The following is a 14,333-nucleotide window of genomic DNA, read 5'->3' as shown; positions in this document are numbered from 1 at the left end:
TTACGCCGGGGCCGGCCCGCCCAAGGCGGCGGATGCACGGACCTCAGGCGAGTCGTGTGGCCCCGGCGGCCGGGGTCACGGTGAAGATGTCCGGCGTCGTGAAACCGGCCGCCGCGAAGGCGCGTACGACGGCGTCGCGCACCTCCTGCTCGTGGCCCACCGGGGTGAGGGCGATGGCCGAGCCGCCGAAGCCGCCGCCCGTCATCCGGGCGCCGATGGCACCGTGGGCTCGGGAGGTTTCCACCGCGAGATCCAGTTCCGGACAGGAGATCTCGAAGTCATCGCGCATGGACGCATGGCTCGCATCCAGGAGCCTGCCGATGTGGGCGGGGCCCTCCGTGGTGAGGCGCTCCACGGTCTGCAGCACGCGGTCGTTTTCCGTGACGATGTGCCGCACCCGCCGGAACGTGATTCTGTCCAGGAGGCCGCTGGCTTCCTCCAGGTCGCCGATGCCGACGTCGCGCAGGGCCGGGACCCCCAGTACCTGGGCCCCGAGTTCGCAGGAAGCACGACGCGAGGCATAACCGCCGTCGGCATGTGAATGGGAGACTTTGGTGTCGATGACCAGCAGAACGAGTCCGGCCTCCTGGGCGTCGAAGGGGACTAGTTGCACGCTCTGGTCGCGGCAGTCCAGGAAGACCGCATGGCCCTTTGACCCGCGAAGCGACGCCGACTGGTCCATGATTCCGGTAGGGGCGCCCACGAAGTCGTTCTCGGCCCTCTGCGTTGCGAGGACCATGTCTTCGGCGCCCAGTCCCGCGCCCGTTAGCTCGTTGAGGGCGGAGATGACGGCGCATTCGATGGCGTGCGAGGAGGACAGTCCCGCGCCCAGCGGGACATCCGAATCCATGAGGAGGTCGAAGCCCGGGACAAGGACGCCGCGCTGTTGCAAGGCCCAGGCCACGCCGAGCGGATACTTCGTCCAGCCTTTGGCCGCTTCGGGAACCAACGCGTCGACGTCGGCTTCGACGAGGCCTTGCCCGCCGAAGGTAGACAACAGCCGGACGCGTGAGTCATGGCGGATCCGGACTGCAACCTTCGCGGTCTTGTCGATGGCGAAAGGCAACACGAAACCTTCGTTGTAATCGGTGTGCTCGCCGATCAGGTTCACGCGTCCCGGTGCCTGCCACACGCCGTCGGGGGCTGAACCGAAAGTCGACTCGAAAAGCCCGGAGAGGGCACCCACGGCGGGGGCGTCGGGAGTGGAGGTCATGCTGGGGCCCCTTCCGGAATAGCGCGCTGGGAATCGCTGGCGACGGCGCGCAGCCGTTCGGCCACCGATTCGGGCGTGGTGTCGTTGATGAAGGCTCCCATGGCGGCCTCGGAACCGGCAAGGTACTTGAGCTTGTCGGCAGCACGGCGTGGGGAGGTGAGTTGCAGGTGCAGGTGGCCGGACGGTCTCAGGACGCGATCCAGGGGTGCCTGGTGCCAAGCGGAAATGTACGGTGTGGGAGTCGGATACAGGGCGTCCATGCGCTTGAGCAACTCAAGGTAGACGTGGGCTAGTTCGTCGCGTTCTTCGCCGCTCAAAGCGGCGAGGTCGGGAACTTGCCGATGGGGGACGAGGTGCACCTCCAGCGGCCAGCGGGCGGCGAACGGCACGTAGGCGCTGAAGTGCTCGGCTTCGAGCACCATGCGGCTCCCGTCCTGCCGTTCGGCCTTGAGGATCGAGGACGTGAGCGATTCTCGGCCCTTGGAGTCGGCGAAGTACAGGCCGGCGGCGGCGCCAAGGCTGGCCGCCCGCGGCGTGACGTAGGGGTAGGCATAAATCTGTCCGTGCGGGTGGTGAAGGGTTACCCCGATGTCAGCGCCCCGGTTTTCGAACGGGAACACCTGCTGGATTCCGGGAAGGGCGCTGAGCGCCTCAGTCCTGTGCGCCCAGGCTTCGACGACCGTGCGTGCCCTGGTTTCGCCAAGCTCGGCAAAGGATCCGGTGTGGCTGGGCGTGAATGAGACAACTTCGCAGCGGCCGTATGCAGGGCCGGAGGTTCCCCAAGCGGGCATGCCCGGGATCATGCCGACCGCCGGCCCCAGTGAGGGGAAGCGGTTCTCGAACACCACGACGTCGTAGTCCGGCGCCGGGATTTCGGAAGGGTTCGCGGGCGTGGTGGGGCAGATGGGACATTGGTCTGCCGGTGGCAGGTGGGTGCGGCTTTGGCGGTGTGCCGCCACGGCGACCCATTCGCCGCTCAGCGCGTCGTAGCGCAACTCGCCCGGATCGGCGCGCTGCGGCAGCTCACGGTGATCCGTCAGCGAGCCGGGATCGCGCTCCGGCGAGCCGGCGTCGTCGAAATAGATCAGCTCCCGGCCATCGGCGAGGCGTGTGCTGGTAAGGCAAGTCATGGATTTATGGTGCCACAGAGTGCTCAAAAAGGCAAAATATCTAACAAAAAAGAACATTGAGGGTGAAGCCAAGCAACACATGGGATGCAGTACGGTGGTGCCATGCCTCCCACAACACCGTCTTCGACACCGGGCGAAGAGACCGTATCCCGACGCTTTGCCAGCGGACGCCAATTCGAGATCCGCCGCGGTGACGCACTCGCCGTCGTCACCGAGCTCGCCGCGGGCTTGCGGTTGTTCAGCCGCGACGGCGTCCAGCTCACCGAGAGCTACGGCGACGCGCAACTTCCGCCCGGTGCCACCGGAATTACCCTCGCCCCGTGGGCCAACCGGATCGAGGACGGGATCTGGTACCTCGACGGCAAAAAGCAGCAACTGGACATCACGGAGGTGTCGCGCAACAACGCCAGCCACGGGCTCCTGCGCAACTCGTCCTACGCCCTCGTGGCGGAAGACGAATTCTCCGTGACCCTCGAAGCCGTGATCTTCCCGCAGCACGGCTACCCCTTCCTGGCCCGGCATCAGGTCCACTACGAGATCGACGCCGGGCTGGCGCTTCGGGTCTCCCAGAGTTTCATCAATGATTCGGCGGCCCCCGCGCCCTTCGTCCTCGGGGCGCACCCGTATTTGCGTGTAGGGGACGTTCCGCCGGAAGAGATGGTCCTGACTGTCCACGCCGGTACGCGACTCGTGGCCGACGAGCGGCTGATCCCGCGTAGTTCGGTGCCTGTCGACGGTGATTTTGATTTTGGCGCCGGCCGGAGTGTGGGTGGCCTGGATGTCGACGTGGCGTTCACGGATTTGGGGTTCGACGGCGGCATCGCCCGCCAAACGCTGTCGGCGCCGGATGGCCGAAGCGTCTCCTTGGAGCAGGACGAAAACTGCGCCTACGTCCACATCTTCGTCACGGATACTTTTCCGGGCCGCTCGAAAGCGGTGGCGATTGAGCCCATGACCGGTCCGGCGAACGCGTTCAACTCGGGCGCTGGCCTCCGGTGGCTCGAACCGGGGGAGACCTTCACTATGAGGTGGGGAATCGTGGGCGCGCTGTAGATGGGTTTCCTATCGGGAGCTCCCTGCGGAATTATGGGTGAATGACGCCAGCACAGGACGCCACGCCATCGAGTGAGCCCGTTTCGGCCGCGCCCAGGCAGGTGTCGGAGCATCACATTGCGCAGGACATCCCGTACGGAGTCCGGATTGCTGCCGCGTGGGCATGGCGGGTGGGCCTCATATTGGTGGTCGTTGGAGCCCTTATTTGGCTGTTGGGGAAGGTCAGCTTCCTGATCATCCCGCTCATGGTCGCCTCCCTCCTGGCAGGCTTGCTCTACCCGGTCACGGGGTGGCTCAGGAAGCTCAAGATGCCCCAAGGAGCGGCCGTTGCCATCACAGTGGTGGGGTTCCTCGTGGTCATCGCGGGAGCCCTGGCGTTGGTGGGACGGCAACTCGCTGTGGGATTCGGCGAGCTGTGGCAGGAAGCGCTCACGGGCATCCAGCAAGTCCAGGCCTGGCTCGCTGACGGCCCGCTGCACCTGACCGCGGACCAGATCGACACCTACATCCAGAGCGCCACCTCGGCCCTGCAGAACAACAGCAGCAGCATCCTCAGCGGTGCCCTGTCCTTCGGTAGTACCGCCGGGCATTTTGCCGCGGGCATGGTCCTGGCCCTCTTCATCCTGATCTTTTTCCTCCTCGAGGGGTCCAGGATCTGGCGGTTCATCGTCGGGCTCCTGCCCCGGACCGCACGCGCAGCGGCCTATGGCGCGGGCCGGCGCGGTTGGTCGTCCATGGTCAGCTACGTGCGCATCCAAATGTTCGTTGCGTTCGTGGACGCGGTGGGGATCGGCGTCGGCGCAGCGATTATCCAGGTTCCCCTCGCCCTGCCCCTGGGTGTCTTGGTGTTCATCGGTTCGTTCATCCCGGTGGTCGGTGCCCTCGTGACGGGAGCCATCGCGGTGCTCCTGGCCTTGGTGGCGAATGGTCCCGTCAACGCGCTCGTCATGTTGGCCATCGTCCTGTTCGTGCAGCAGCTTGAAAGCCATATCCTCCAGCCGCTCATCATGGGCAAGGCCGTATCGCTGCACCCGGTCGCCGTCATCTTGTCGGTCGCCGCCGGTTCCTACCTGGCCGGAATCCCGGGAGCGCTCTTTGCCGTCCCGCTCCTCGCCGTAGCAAATACGGCGGTTCGCTATATTGCAGCGCGGACGTGGGAACATGATGAAGGACTGATGACGGCGTACGCCGGCGCAGGGATTGCACCACCGGACTCCGATGAGGAACCCACCATCAAGGAAATCCACGGTCCCGGCGCCAACGCGGGCGCACGGTCCAACAGCGGCGAAGGCGCCGCAGGTCAGCACGCGGCTGCGGACCGGACATTCGCCAAGGATGCCGCACAGCACACCAACAAAGGAGATTAACCCGTGAATACCCTCGATACCCTGCCCGTCACCCTGGACGATGTCCTTAAGGCGCAGGAGCTGCTCGAGGGCATTATTACCAAGACCCCCATCGAGTCCTCACGGGCCCTGGGAGCGATGGTAGGCGGAGAGGTCTTCTTCAAATGCGAGAACCTCCAGCGGGCAGGTTCCTTCAAGGTCCGCGGTGCCTACGTGCGGATGGCACGCCTGTCTCCCGAGGAAAAGAAGCGCGGCGTGGTGGCGGCTTCGGCAGGCAACCACGCGCAAGGCGTTGCGGTGGCGGCGAAAAGCCTCGGAATCAAGGCACGCATCTACATGCCGCTCGGTGTGGCGCTTCCGAAGCTTGCCGCAACCCGCAGCCACGGAGCCGAAGTCGTCCTGCACGGACACAACGTGGATGAGGCCCTGGCCGAGGCGCAGCGCTACGCGAACGAAACTGGCGCGGTCTTCGTCCACCCCTTCGACAACGTCGACGTCGTGGCGGGCCAGGGCACGGTCGGGCTCGAAATCCTGGATCAGGTCCCTAACGTCGACACGGTCCTGATGGGCGTCGGTGGCGGTGGCCTGCTGGCCGGAGTCGCCGTCGCGATCAAAGCGAGGGCCAGGGAGCTGGGACGCGAGATCCGGATCATCGGCGTGCAGGCCGAGAACGCGGCCGCCTACCCGCCGTCGCTCGCCGCTGACGCCTTGGTGCCGCTCAAGAAGGTTTCCACCATGGCGGACGGCATCGCCGTCGGACGCCCCGGCCAGCTGCCGTTCAGCATCATCCGCGAACTCGTGGACGACGTCGTGACGGTGAGCGAAGACTCTTTGGCCCGGGCCCTCATCTTCCTGCTCGAGCGCGCCAAGATGGTGGTCGAGCCGGCCGGTGCTGTCGGCGTCGCAGCCCTCATGGACGGCAAGATCGAGAACCCGGGGACCACCGCCGTCATCCTGTCCGGCGGCAACATCGACCCCATGCTGATGCTCAAGGTGATCCAGCGCGGCCTCTCGGCTGCGGGGCGCTACATGACCGTGCGCATGATGCTGGATGACCGTCCCGGTTCCTTGGCGACCATTGCCCGCATCATCGCCGAAAACGATGCCAACGTGACCGGCCTGGACCACACCCGGGTGGGCGGCGCGATCAGCATGGGCGACGTCTCCATCACCGTCAACCTGGAAACCAAGGGCCACGAACACAGCGAGCAGGTCCTGGCAGCCCTTCGAGCCGAGGGCTTCCACCCGATCGTGGTGCACTGACGCCGTAGCCCAGCCCAACTGACTCGCAGTTGTTGTCGTTATGAGCCCTCAAAACGACAACAACTGCGAGCTAGTTGGGGGGGAACGCAAAGCAAAACGCCGGCCCGCCCCGGGAAGGGGTGGGCCGGCGTCGTTGTTTCGCGGAATAATCAGCCGGCGAACGGCTTGGCGGAAACAATCTCCACCGGAATTTCCTTGCCGTTGGGGGCGACGTAGCTGATCTTGTCGCCTTCCTTGTGGCCCATGATCGCCACGCCGAGCGGGGACTTCTCGCTGAAGACGTTGAGATCGGAATCGCCGGCGATTTCACGGGATCCGAGCAGGAAGGTCTCTTCGTCACCGGCGATGCGTGCGACGACGAGCATGCCGGGCTCGACGATTCCATCATCGGCCGGAGCTTCGCCCACCTGGGCGTCGCGCAGGAGCACGGTCAGCTGGCGGATGCGGGCCTCGATCTTGCCCTGCTCTTCCTTGGCGGCATGGTATCCACCGTTTTCCTTGAGGTCGCCTTCCTGACGGGCGGCTTCGATCTTCTGTACGATCTCCGCACGGCCAGGGCCGGAAAGGTGGTCCAGCTCTGCCTTCAGGCGGTCAAATGCGTCCTGGGTAAGCCAAGCTGCAGGCGCGCTGTTGGTGGTCGACACGGACTTCTCCTTATGGATCTGACAAGCAAAGACCCCGCCGGTGCAGGCCACTCGTGGAACTCAGCAACCAACTCAGCGGGGTTAAGGTATTGATCCAGTGTAGTCAATCCTGTGGACAAACCCAAGCTCACTGAGTCGCGGGTCACACCGTTGCTATTTGCTGCTGTCGACAATCCAGCAGTTGTCCACGACGGCGGACACGGCCTCGGACTCCGTGCGAAGGATGGCCCTTTGGGCGGTTGTCTGGCCACCGTCGGCCCCTGCCTTCGGGGCATTCGGGCCGATCTCAACGACTTTCCAGCCGACCACCGCGAACTTGGAATCCATGGCCTTGACCGCGCATTTTGCGGTGGCATCCGGGTTCTTTGTGACCTGGAAATCGACCGACAGCTGGGTGGCATCAGTGGCGCTGTAACCGATGTCCTTGAAAGACACAGACGATTGCGAGGAAGACATAGTGACCCAAAACAAGAGCCCGATGACCACGAGGAGGACGGCGATGACGATGTTCCGTTTGGTTTTCCCTCCGAAGGCGCGCTTTTGGCTGCCGTAGCGATTGGCTAGGCTGGTAGTTGCTGGCAGCGCCGTGCCCGATGGGTCTTCCGAAGTCACCCACCCAGTTTAGTGGGCTTCCGGCGCCTCCTCGCACACAGCGGAGTCGCACGCGTTAGAACAACCTGATCAGTACAGCCACCAGCAAACCCAGAACAGCATGACCCGGAAAGAGGAACCGTACCGGATGAGCACATCCACCAGCCCCGACACGCAGCTCCGGCTGCTCGCCGTCCACGCACACCCGGACGACGAGTCAAGCAAGGGCGCGGCAACCATGGCGATGTATGCGGCTTCCGGCGTGGAGGTCATGGTGGCTACCTGCACCGACGGTTCCCGCGGGGACATCCAGAACCCGGCCATGGAGTCCGCTCCGCACCCGAAGCGCGACATGGCAGGCGCGCGCCGTTTGGAAATGAAGCAAGCTGCCGCGGTCCTCGGAATCAAGCAGCGTTGGTTGGGCTTCGTGGATTCCGGACTGCCCGACGGCGATCCGTTGCCACCCCTGCCCGCCGGCTGCTTTGCGCTTCAGCCCCTTGAGCGGGCCTCGGCACCGCTCGTCCGCTTGGTCCGCGACTTCAAGCCGCACGTCATGGTGAGCTACGACGAAAACGGCGGCTACCCGCATCCTGACCACATCATGGCCCACAAGGTTGCCGTCGAAGCCTTCCACGCAGCCGGTGACCCGGAACGTTACCCTGGGACAGGCGAAAGCTGGGCGCCCAGCAAGCTGTACTACGACCGCGCCTTCAGCCCCGACCGCTTCCGGGCCTTGCATTTCGCGCTCGAAGAGGCGGGCCTGCAATCGCCCTACGCCGAACGCCTGGCCTCCTGGCTTGAAGCCGACGCGGAAGGACATACTCCGCCGAGGCCTATGCACCAGACCACCACGCAAGTGGATTGCGGTGACTACTTTGAGGCCCGTGACGACGCACTCAGGGCGCATCGGACGCAGATTGACCCCCTCGGCTTCTTCTTCGCGGTATCCCCGGAGATGCAGCGCAGGGCCTGGCCGTGGGAGGACTACACGCTGGTCCACTCCGTGATCCCGGCCGAACTGCCGGAAAAGGACCTGTTCGCAGGGCTAAGATAGGATCGCCGGCGATTTCTATCAAGCGTAGAAGTCGCCACCCGGCTGGAAACTCCCATAGAAGGTTTGAACCGTGCACCACTTTCTCATCGCCCTGGCCACGACCCCGTCGCCTACCCCGACCCCGTCGCTGCGCCCCGGCTTGTCGGAAGACCAGGTGACCCCGGGAACCTGGGGATTCGTCCTGACTGCCTTCATCGTGGTGCTCACGACCTTCCTGATCGTCGACATGGTCCGCCGGATCCGGCGGGTCCGCTACCGCGCCCAGGTTGAAGAAGCCCTGGTCGGGGGTCCCGACGCGGCTGAGGCGGACGGTTCCGGGACTGGCGGCGCCGTGACCCGCACTGGGACCGGCACTGCTGAGACCGGCGCTGGGACCGGCACTGCTGAGACCGGCACCGCTGAGACCGGCGGCGCTGTTGCGGGCAAGCCGCGCGCAGAAGACTCCGACGGCGATGCCGGCTCCGGAGCCCGCTGACCCGGGCATCACCCGGGAATGGCCGGGGGCGTCCAACGCCCTCGGCTCGGAACCGTCCGCCTATCTCCGCCAGCATGCGGACAATCCGGTGTACTGGCGGCCGTTCGGCGACGAGGCCTTTGCATTCGCGGCGGCCCGCGATGTTCCCGTCTTTCTCTCCATCGGCTATGCCGCGTGCCACTGGTGCCACGTCATGGCCCACGAGTCATTCGAAGACCAGGACACCGCCGAGTATCTGAACGCCCACTTCGTGGCCATCAAGGTGGACCGCGAAGAACGCCCCGACGTGGACTCGATCTACATGGCAGCCACGCAGGCCATCAGCGGCGAGGGCGGCTGGCCGATGTCCGTGTTCCTGACGCCTGACGGCTTGGCCTTCCATGCAGGCACCTATTTCCCGCCGAAGCCACAACCCGGAAGGCCGTCCTTCCGCCAGGTGCTTGAAGCGGTCCATGAGGCGTGGCTGGAACGCCGCGACGCCGTCGAGCAAAACGCGCGAGGGCTCGCCGTCGGCATGGCCGATGCCCAGCTCGCCTCAGCCGTGTTCCTCGACAGGCCGTCCGAAAGCCTGGACAGAAGCCTGTTATCGGAAGCCGTGCGTCTTCTCGCCCGTTCGGAGGACCCCGACGGCGGTGGCTTCGGCGGCGCTCCCAAGTTCCCGCCGTCGGCCGTTCTTGAGTTCCTGATCCGGCACGCTGCCGTACCGTCGGATACCTCGGACGCCGCCCGCGACATGGCGGGCCGCACGCTCGCCGCCATGGCCCGTTCCGCACTGTGCGACCAGCTCGACGGCGGCTTCGCCCGGTATTCCGTGACCGCGGACTGGTCCGTGCCGCATTTCGAGAAGATGCTCTACGACAATGCCCAGCTCCTCCGTGCCTACGTCCACTGGGTCCGGCTTCGGGGCGACTGGGTCTTGCCGGCCGGCGAGGCCGCAAGTGTGGCGTCGCGGGTGGCGGACTGGATGCTCGGCTCGCTCGGCGTGGGTGATCCCGCGGCGCCGGACGGACTCGCTTCCTCGCTCGACGCCGATACCGTGGTGGACGGAGTGCATCACGAAGGGGCGTCCTACCTGTGGACTCCTGCGAGCCTCGAAGCCGTGCTTGGCCCCGGGGACGGCGCCGCAGTGGCCCGGCTCATGAACGTGGGGCCGTCCGGGACGGTCTCGGAACTCGGATCTCCGCTCCATCCCGGGCGCCAGCTCTCCGGTGCGGAATCGCGGTTGTGGAACCGAGTCAGGGCCGCCTTGCGCGCCGCGCGCTCGGCGCGGCCCCAACCGGCCCGGGACGACAAGGTCGTGGCGGGCTGGAACGGCCTGGCCATCGCGGCGCTTGCCGAAGCCGGCGCTGTCCTGGACAGGCCTGAACTGGTGACCGCCGCGGAAAGCGTGGCCGAGTACCTGGTGCGCGCGCACTGGCGTCCGGCCGCCGGCACCTCAAAGCCCGGGGCGAGGGTGCTGATGAGGGTCTCGCACGACGGCGTTGCGCGCGGCATCAGCGGCTTGTTGGAAGACTACGCATTTTGCGCCGAAGGCTTCCTGGCCCTCTACGCGGTGACTGGCCAGCAGCGCTGGTACCGGTTCGCGGAGGAGCTGATCAGCGGAGCCTGCGCGCGATTCGTGGTGGACGGCAGGTTGTCGGACTCCGTAGGGGAGTCGGCCCAGGTATTCAACGCGCAGGGCCAGCACGCGGGCCTGGACCCCTTCGACAACGCGGCGCCCAGCGGGGCAGCTGCGTTTGCCGGAGTGTTGCTGAGCTACGCGGCCTACTCCGGTTCGCACGAGCACAGGGCCATGGCGAGCAACATCCTCTCGCTCCTGCCGCCCATAGCCGGGCGGGCTCCACGGGTAGCGGGATGGTTGCTTGCGACCGCCGAGGCAGCCGCGGTTGGTCCCGTAGAGGCCGCAGTATCCGGCCCACCAGGCGCCAAACAACGGGAACTCCACCGCGCGCTGTTGGCCTCGCCGAGCCCGGGGATGGTGGTTGCGGTCCAGCTCCGTGTGGCCGGCCAACAAGCGCCCGACGACGGCGCCCTGCCCGGGACCCGGGCAGCGGAACCTGAGGTGCCGCTGCTCGAGGCCCGTACGGCTGCCGCGGACGGCTCACCGCTGGTGTATCTATGCCGGGGGATGGTGTGTGACCTGCCGCTTGGATCGGTCGAGGAACTCGCGCAGCGCCTCGACGCGATGGCGGAAGCCGCCGGCTAGCCCAGGATCGCCCATTAACTCAGCACGGCAATCATGATCGCGGCGAAATGTGCGGCGAACGCCAGCACGGTGAGGGCGTGGAAGAGCTCGTGGAAGCCGAAGTTCAACGGACTGAAGTTGGGCCTCTTGATTCCGTAGAAAACCGCGCCCGCGATGTAGAGGACCCCGCCCACGCAGATCAGGATCGCCGCTGGAACGTTCGCCGTGAAGAACTCCGGCAGGTAGAACAATGCCCCGCAGCCCAGCGCGACGTAGATGGGCACGTAGAGCCAACGTGGAGCGCCGGTCCAGAGAACCCGGAAAAGCACTCCCAGCAGTGCACCGGACCAGATCACCCACAGCAGGAGGACGGCCTTGGGACGCTCCAGCAGCGACCATGCGAGGGGCGTGTAGCTGCCCGCGATCACCAGCATGATGTTGGTGTGGTCCAGGCGCTTGAGGACCATCCTGGTCTTCGGCTCCCAATTGCCGCGGTGGTAGACCGCGGACACGCCGAAGAGCAGCACACCCGTCAAGGCGTAGATGGCGGAGGCGATTTTGCGATCCGTCGTTGGCGCCAATGTCACCAGGACGATCCCTGCCGCGACGGCGAAAGGCGTGGCCACAGCATGGATCCAGCCGCGCCACCTTGGCTTGGTTGTGAGCAGCTCCGACATCGTTAAAGCGTAACCCGCGCGTGGATAAGTTACTGCCGAGTAGCGCCCTTTGCGATCGTTTTCCGCTGTTCAGGTGTGCCGGCTGCCCGCCTTGGGAAGGTAGCCTTGGTGGTGCGCCTACGGCAGCGGTCCGGAGGTGTCGATAGTTGTTTGGCTGGGGGCCGGCTGCCAAGCGGGCCGGCCGCCGTCGTCGTTTGTTTCGCTTTTAACGTGCTGTTCATAGGAAGTCAGGTGAGTGTCCGGATGGAGTGGCCCGGCTTCCTCTACGGCTTCTACGAGCGCAAACTGCTCCGTTCGCTCGAGCGGGAGAAGATTCCCCGGCACATCGGCGTCATGGTGGATGGCAACCGCCGCTGGGCGCGGCAATTCAACGCCCCCACCAGCGAAGGCCATCAAGCGGGCGCGGACAAGATCCACGAATTCCTCGGCTGGTGCCAGGAACTCGGTGTCAAAGTCGTCACTCTCTACATGCTCTCGACGGACAACATGAACCGTTCCGGCGAAGAGCTCGAACTGCTGATGGGAATCATCGCCAATACCCTCGACCGCTTGGATGACGACGCCGATATCTCGGTCCACGCCATGGGCGCGCCGGAGCTCCTTCCGGACTACCTCGCCGAGAGGCTCAACAAGCTCACGGCCCGCACGCCGATCCGCGAGCGGCTGCATGTGAACGTGGCCGTCGGGTACGGCGGACGGCGCGAGATCGTTGACGCCGTGCGGGAACTGCTGCACGACGCCGTCGCGCACGGCCGCGACATCACCGAGCTGGCCGATGAGCTCTCAGTGGACGACATCTCGCGTTTCCTTTACACGCGCGGCCAGCCGGACCCGGATCTGGTGATCCGCACGTCAGGTGAACAGCGTTTGTCAGGTTTCCTCATGTGGCAAAGCGCCTACAGCGAGTTCTACTTTTGCGAGGCACTCTGGCCCGCGTTCCGCAAGGTTGATTTCCTGCGGGCCCTGCGGGACTACGCCGGCCGCCAACGCCGCTTCGGTTCCTGACTCGGTGACTTCCGGTGCGCTCCCGTTTACGGGAAGTTCACATGTTGTCTACACGAATCGCCGTTTGGGCTAACCGGAAATGTAATCGCACGGGAATACGTTAATCCCATCAGTAGGCAAACCGCCTGCTGATCGGGGAGGCCAGTAGATGGAGCGAATCATCGCACCAGTTACGTGGGGGGCCGCGCCCGGCCTTCCGGCCGAGCCGCCTCACGAATAAGCCGGGTTCGCCCGGGGCTGGAGTCGATGTGGCTATTTCTGAGCAACTGCCCGTAGTCGTTTCAGACGGGGAAAGTTCAGCTACCTCTCGCACCAAGCGGGCCAACAGCGGGCGGACTGCACAGTCCGGGACCCTGACTGGCCGGAGCTATGTGATTGACACTTCCGTCTTGCTTTCCGATCCGCACGCCCTGTTGCGCTTCGCGGAGCACGAAGTCATTGTCCCGATCGTGGTCATCACCGAATTGGAGGGCAAACGCCACGATCCCGAGTTGGGCTACTTCGCCCGCAAGGCCCTCAGGCTCCTGGATGACCTGCGCATCGAGCATGGCGGATTGAATCAAGCCATCCCGATCGGAACCGACGGCGGCACGCTGCGCGTTGAGATGAACCATGTGTCCACCGAAGTGCTTCCGGCAGGATTCCGTGGCCCGGACAACGACAGCCGCATCCTGGCAGTCGCCAAGAACCTCGCCAACGAAGGCCGCAACGTCACGGTCGTCTCCAAGGACCTTCCGATGCGCGTCAAAGCCTCCGCGATGGGGCTGTTCGCGGACGAATACCGCAATGAGCTCGTCAAGGACTCCGGCTGGACCGGCATGGCGGAGATCGAAGCCAGCGAGGACGAAATCACCACCCTGTACGGGCATGAACCGGTGTTCATCCCGGCGGCGGCGGAGCTGCCCGTCAACACGGGACTGGTGCTGCTTTCCAACCGGGGCTCCGCCTTGGGACGCGTCGGCGCGGACAAGCAAGTGCGGCTGGTCAAGGGGGACCGCGATGTCTTCGGACTGCACGGCCGCTCGGCGGAGCAACGGCTTGCGATCGATCTGCTCATGGATCCCAGCGTCGGAATCGTCTCGATCGGAGGCCGCGCGGGTACGGGAAAGTCGGCCCTGGCCCTGTGCGCCGGACTCGAGGCCGTCCTGGAGCGCCGGGAGCACCGCAAAGTGATCGTCTTCCGCCCCCTGTATGCGGTGGGTGGACAGGAACTTGGCTACCTTCCCGGTTCCGAGGCGGAGAAGATGAACCCCTGGGCGCAGGCGGTCTTCGACACTCTCGGTGCGCTCGTCAGCCAGGAAGTCGTGGAAGAAGTCATGGACCGGGGCATGCTGGAAGTCATGCCGCTGACCCACATCCGCGGACGTTCGCTCCATGACGCCTTCGTGATCGTGGACGAGGCACAGTCGCTCGAAAAGAACGTGCTCCTCACGGTCATGAGCCGTATCGGCCAGAACTCCAAGATCGTCCTGACCCACGACGTCGCCCAGCGGGACAACCTCCGCGTCGGCCGGCACGACGGCGTTGCCGCCGTCGTCGAGACCCTCAAGGGGCACCCGCTCTTCGGCCACATCACCCTGACCCGCTCCGAGCGCTCGCCGATCGCGGCCCTCGTGACGGAACTGCTTGAAGGGGCCGAAATCTAAGGCTCGGCCTCTGTTGTCCGGAGGGGGGGGGGGGGGGGGGGGGGGGGGGCG

Annotated in this window: 13 protein-coding genes; 8 read left to right on the top strand and 5 right to left on the bottom strand. The window is 65.5% G+C overall.

The window, feature by feature from the left end; genetic code table 11:
- Positions 1-43 precede the first annotated feature (43 nt).
- Positions 44-1,213, bottom strand: coding sequence for a galactokinase (gene galK / locus AC3WJU_RS06975; RefSeq protein ID WP_441433666.1), 1,170 nt, complete (start codon positions 1,211-1,213; stop codon positions 44-46).
- The gene (gene galT / locus AC3WJU_RS06970) at positions 1,210-2,343 is read right to left on the bottom strand and encodes a galactose-1-phosphate uridylyltransferase (RefSeq protein ID WP_492259520.1); all 1,134 of its coding nucleotides are present in this window, start codon (positions 2,341-2,343) and stop codon (positions 1,210-1,212) included. The genes galK and galT overlap by 4 nt, the downstream gene beginning before the upstream one ends.
- A 102-nt stretch (positions 2,344-2,445) precedes the next feature.
- Between galT and AC3WJU_RS06965 the strand changes: the two genes are divergently transcribed.
- The 3 genes from AC3WJU_RS06965 to ilvA are packed head-to-tail and all read left to right on the top strand — an operon-like array spanning position 2,446 to position 6,005.
- Positions 2,446-3,396, top strand: a complete 951-nt coding sequence (locus AC3WJU_RS06965; RefSeq protein ID WP_492259519.1) for an aldose 1-epimerase family protein — start codon at positions 2,446-2,448, stop codon at positions 3,394-3,396.
- 41 nt (positions 3,397-3,437) lie between these two features.
- A complete protein-coding gene (locus AC3WJU_RS06960; RefSeq protein WP_492259518.1) occupies positions 3,438-4,763 on the top strand; it encodes an AI-2E family transporter in 1,326 nt (441 codons plus the stop codon).
- A 3-nt stretch (positions 4,764-4,766) separates the two neighbouring features.
- Positions 4,767-6,005: a threonine ammonia-lyase gene (ilvA, locus tag AC3WJU_RS06955; RefSeq protein WP_284990405.1), complete on the top strand. Its 1,239-nt coding sequence runs from the start codon at positions 4,767-4,769 to the stop codon at positions 6,003-6,005.
- A gap of 149 nt (positions 6,006-6,154) precedes the next feature.
- On the opposite strand, the gene greA is transcribed toward ilvA, so the two are convergent.
- A complete protein-coding gene (gene greA / locus AC3WJU_RS06950) occupies positions 6,155-6,649 on the bottom strand; it encodes a transcription elongation factor GreA (protein WP_184736437.1) in 495 nt (164 codons plus the stop codon).
- Positions 6,650-6,802: 153 nt separating this feature from the next.
- Positions 6,803-7,261, bottom strand: a complete 459-nt coding sequence (locus AC3WJU_RS06945; RefSeq protein ID WP_306961158.1) for a DUF4307 domain-containing protein — start codon at positions 7,259-7,261, stop codon at positions 6,803-6,805.
- 127 nt (positions 7,262-7,388) lie between these two features.
- On the opposite strand from AC3WJU_RS06945, the gene mca reads away from it, so the two are divergent.
- The 3 genes from mca to AC3WJU_RS06930 all read left to right on the top strand — a co-directional run bounded on the left by mca (position 7,389) and on the right by AC3WJU_RS06930 (position 10,975).
- Positions 7,389-8,294 (top strand): mycothiol conjugate amidase Mca, encoded by a 906-nt coding sequence (mca, locus tag AC3WJU_RS06940; protein ID WP_441437669.1) that lies wholly within the window; start codon positions 7,389-7,391, stop codon positions 8,292-8,294.
- Between the two features lie 70 nt (positions 8,295-8,364).
- Positions 8,365-8,769 carry a hypothetical protein gene (locus AC3WJU_RS06935; protein ID WP_492259517.1) on the top strand — a complete coding sequence of 135 codons (405 nt, stop codon included), beginning with the start codon at positions 8,365-8,367 and terminating at the stop codon, positions 8,767-8,769.
- Positions 8,747-10,975 (top strand): thioredoxin domain-containing protein, encoded by a 2,229-nt coding sequence (locus AC3WJU_RS06930; RefSeq protein WP_492259516.1) that lies wholly within the window; start codon positions 8,747-8,749, stop codon positions 10,973-10,975. The genes AC3WJU_RS06935 and AC3WJU_RS06930 overlap by 23 nt, the downstream gene beginning before the upstream one ends.
- Positions 10,976-10,989: 14 nt before the next feature.
- Here the strand turns inward: AC3WJU_RS06930 and trhA are convergent, their stop codons facing one another.
- Positions 10,990-11,631 (bottom strand): PAQR family membrane homeostasis protein TrhA, encoded by a 642-nt coding sequence (gene trhA, locus AC3WJU_RS06925; RefSeq protein WP_307052656.1) that lies wholly within the window; start codon positions 11,629-11,631, stop codon positions 10,990-10,992.
- A 243-nt stretch (positions 11,632-11,874) separates the two neighbouring features.
- On the opposite strand from trhA, the gene AC3WJU_RS06920 reads away from it, so the two are divergent.
- Together AC3WJU_RS06920 and phoH2 are read left to right on the top strand one after the other, a co-directional pair.
- Positions 11,875-12,636, top strand: a complete 762-nt coding sequence (locus tag AC3WJU_RS06920; RefSeq protein WP_059387964.1) for an isoprenyl transferase — start codon at positions 11,875-11,877, stop codon at positions 12,634-12,636.
- Between the two features lie 353 nt (positions 12,637-12,989).
- The gene (gene phoH2, locus AC3WJU_RS06915; RefSeq protein WP_370872626.1) at positions 12,990-14,282 is read left to right on the top strand and encodes an RNA 5'-3' helicase PhoH2; all 1,293 of its coding nucleotides are present in this window, start codon (positions 12,990-12,992) and stop codon (positions 14,280-14,282) included.
- Positions 14,283-14,333: the final 51 nt, after the last annotated feature.

It is taken from the genome of Arthrobacter sp. FW306-1B-F12A (assembly GCF_058781865.1).
The sequence above is the reverse complement of the archived record's forward strand: the minus strand, read 5'-3'. Positions and strand labels throughout refer to the sequence as shown.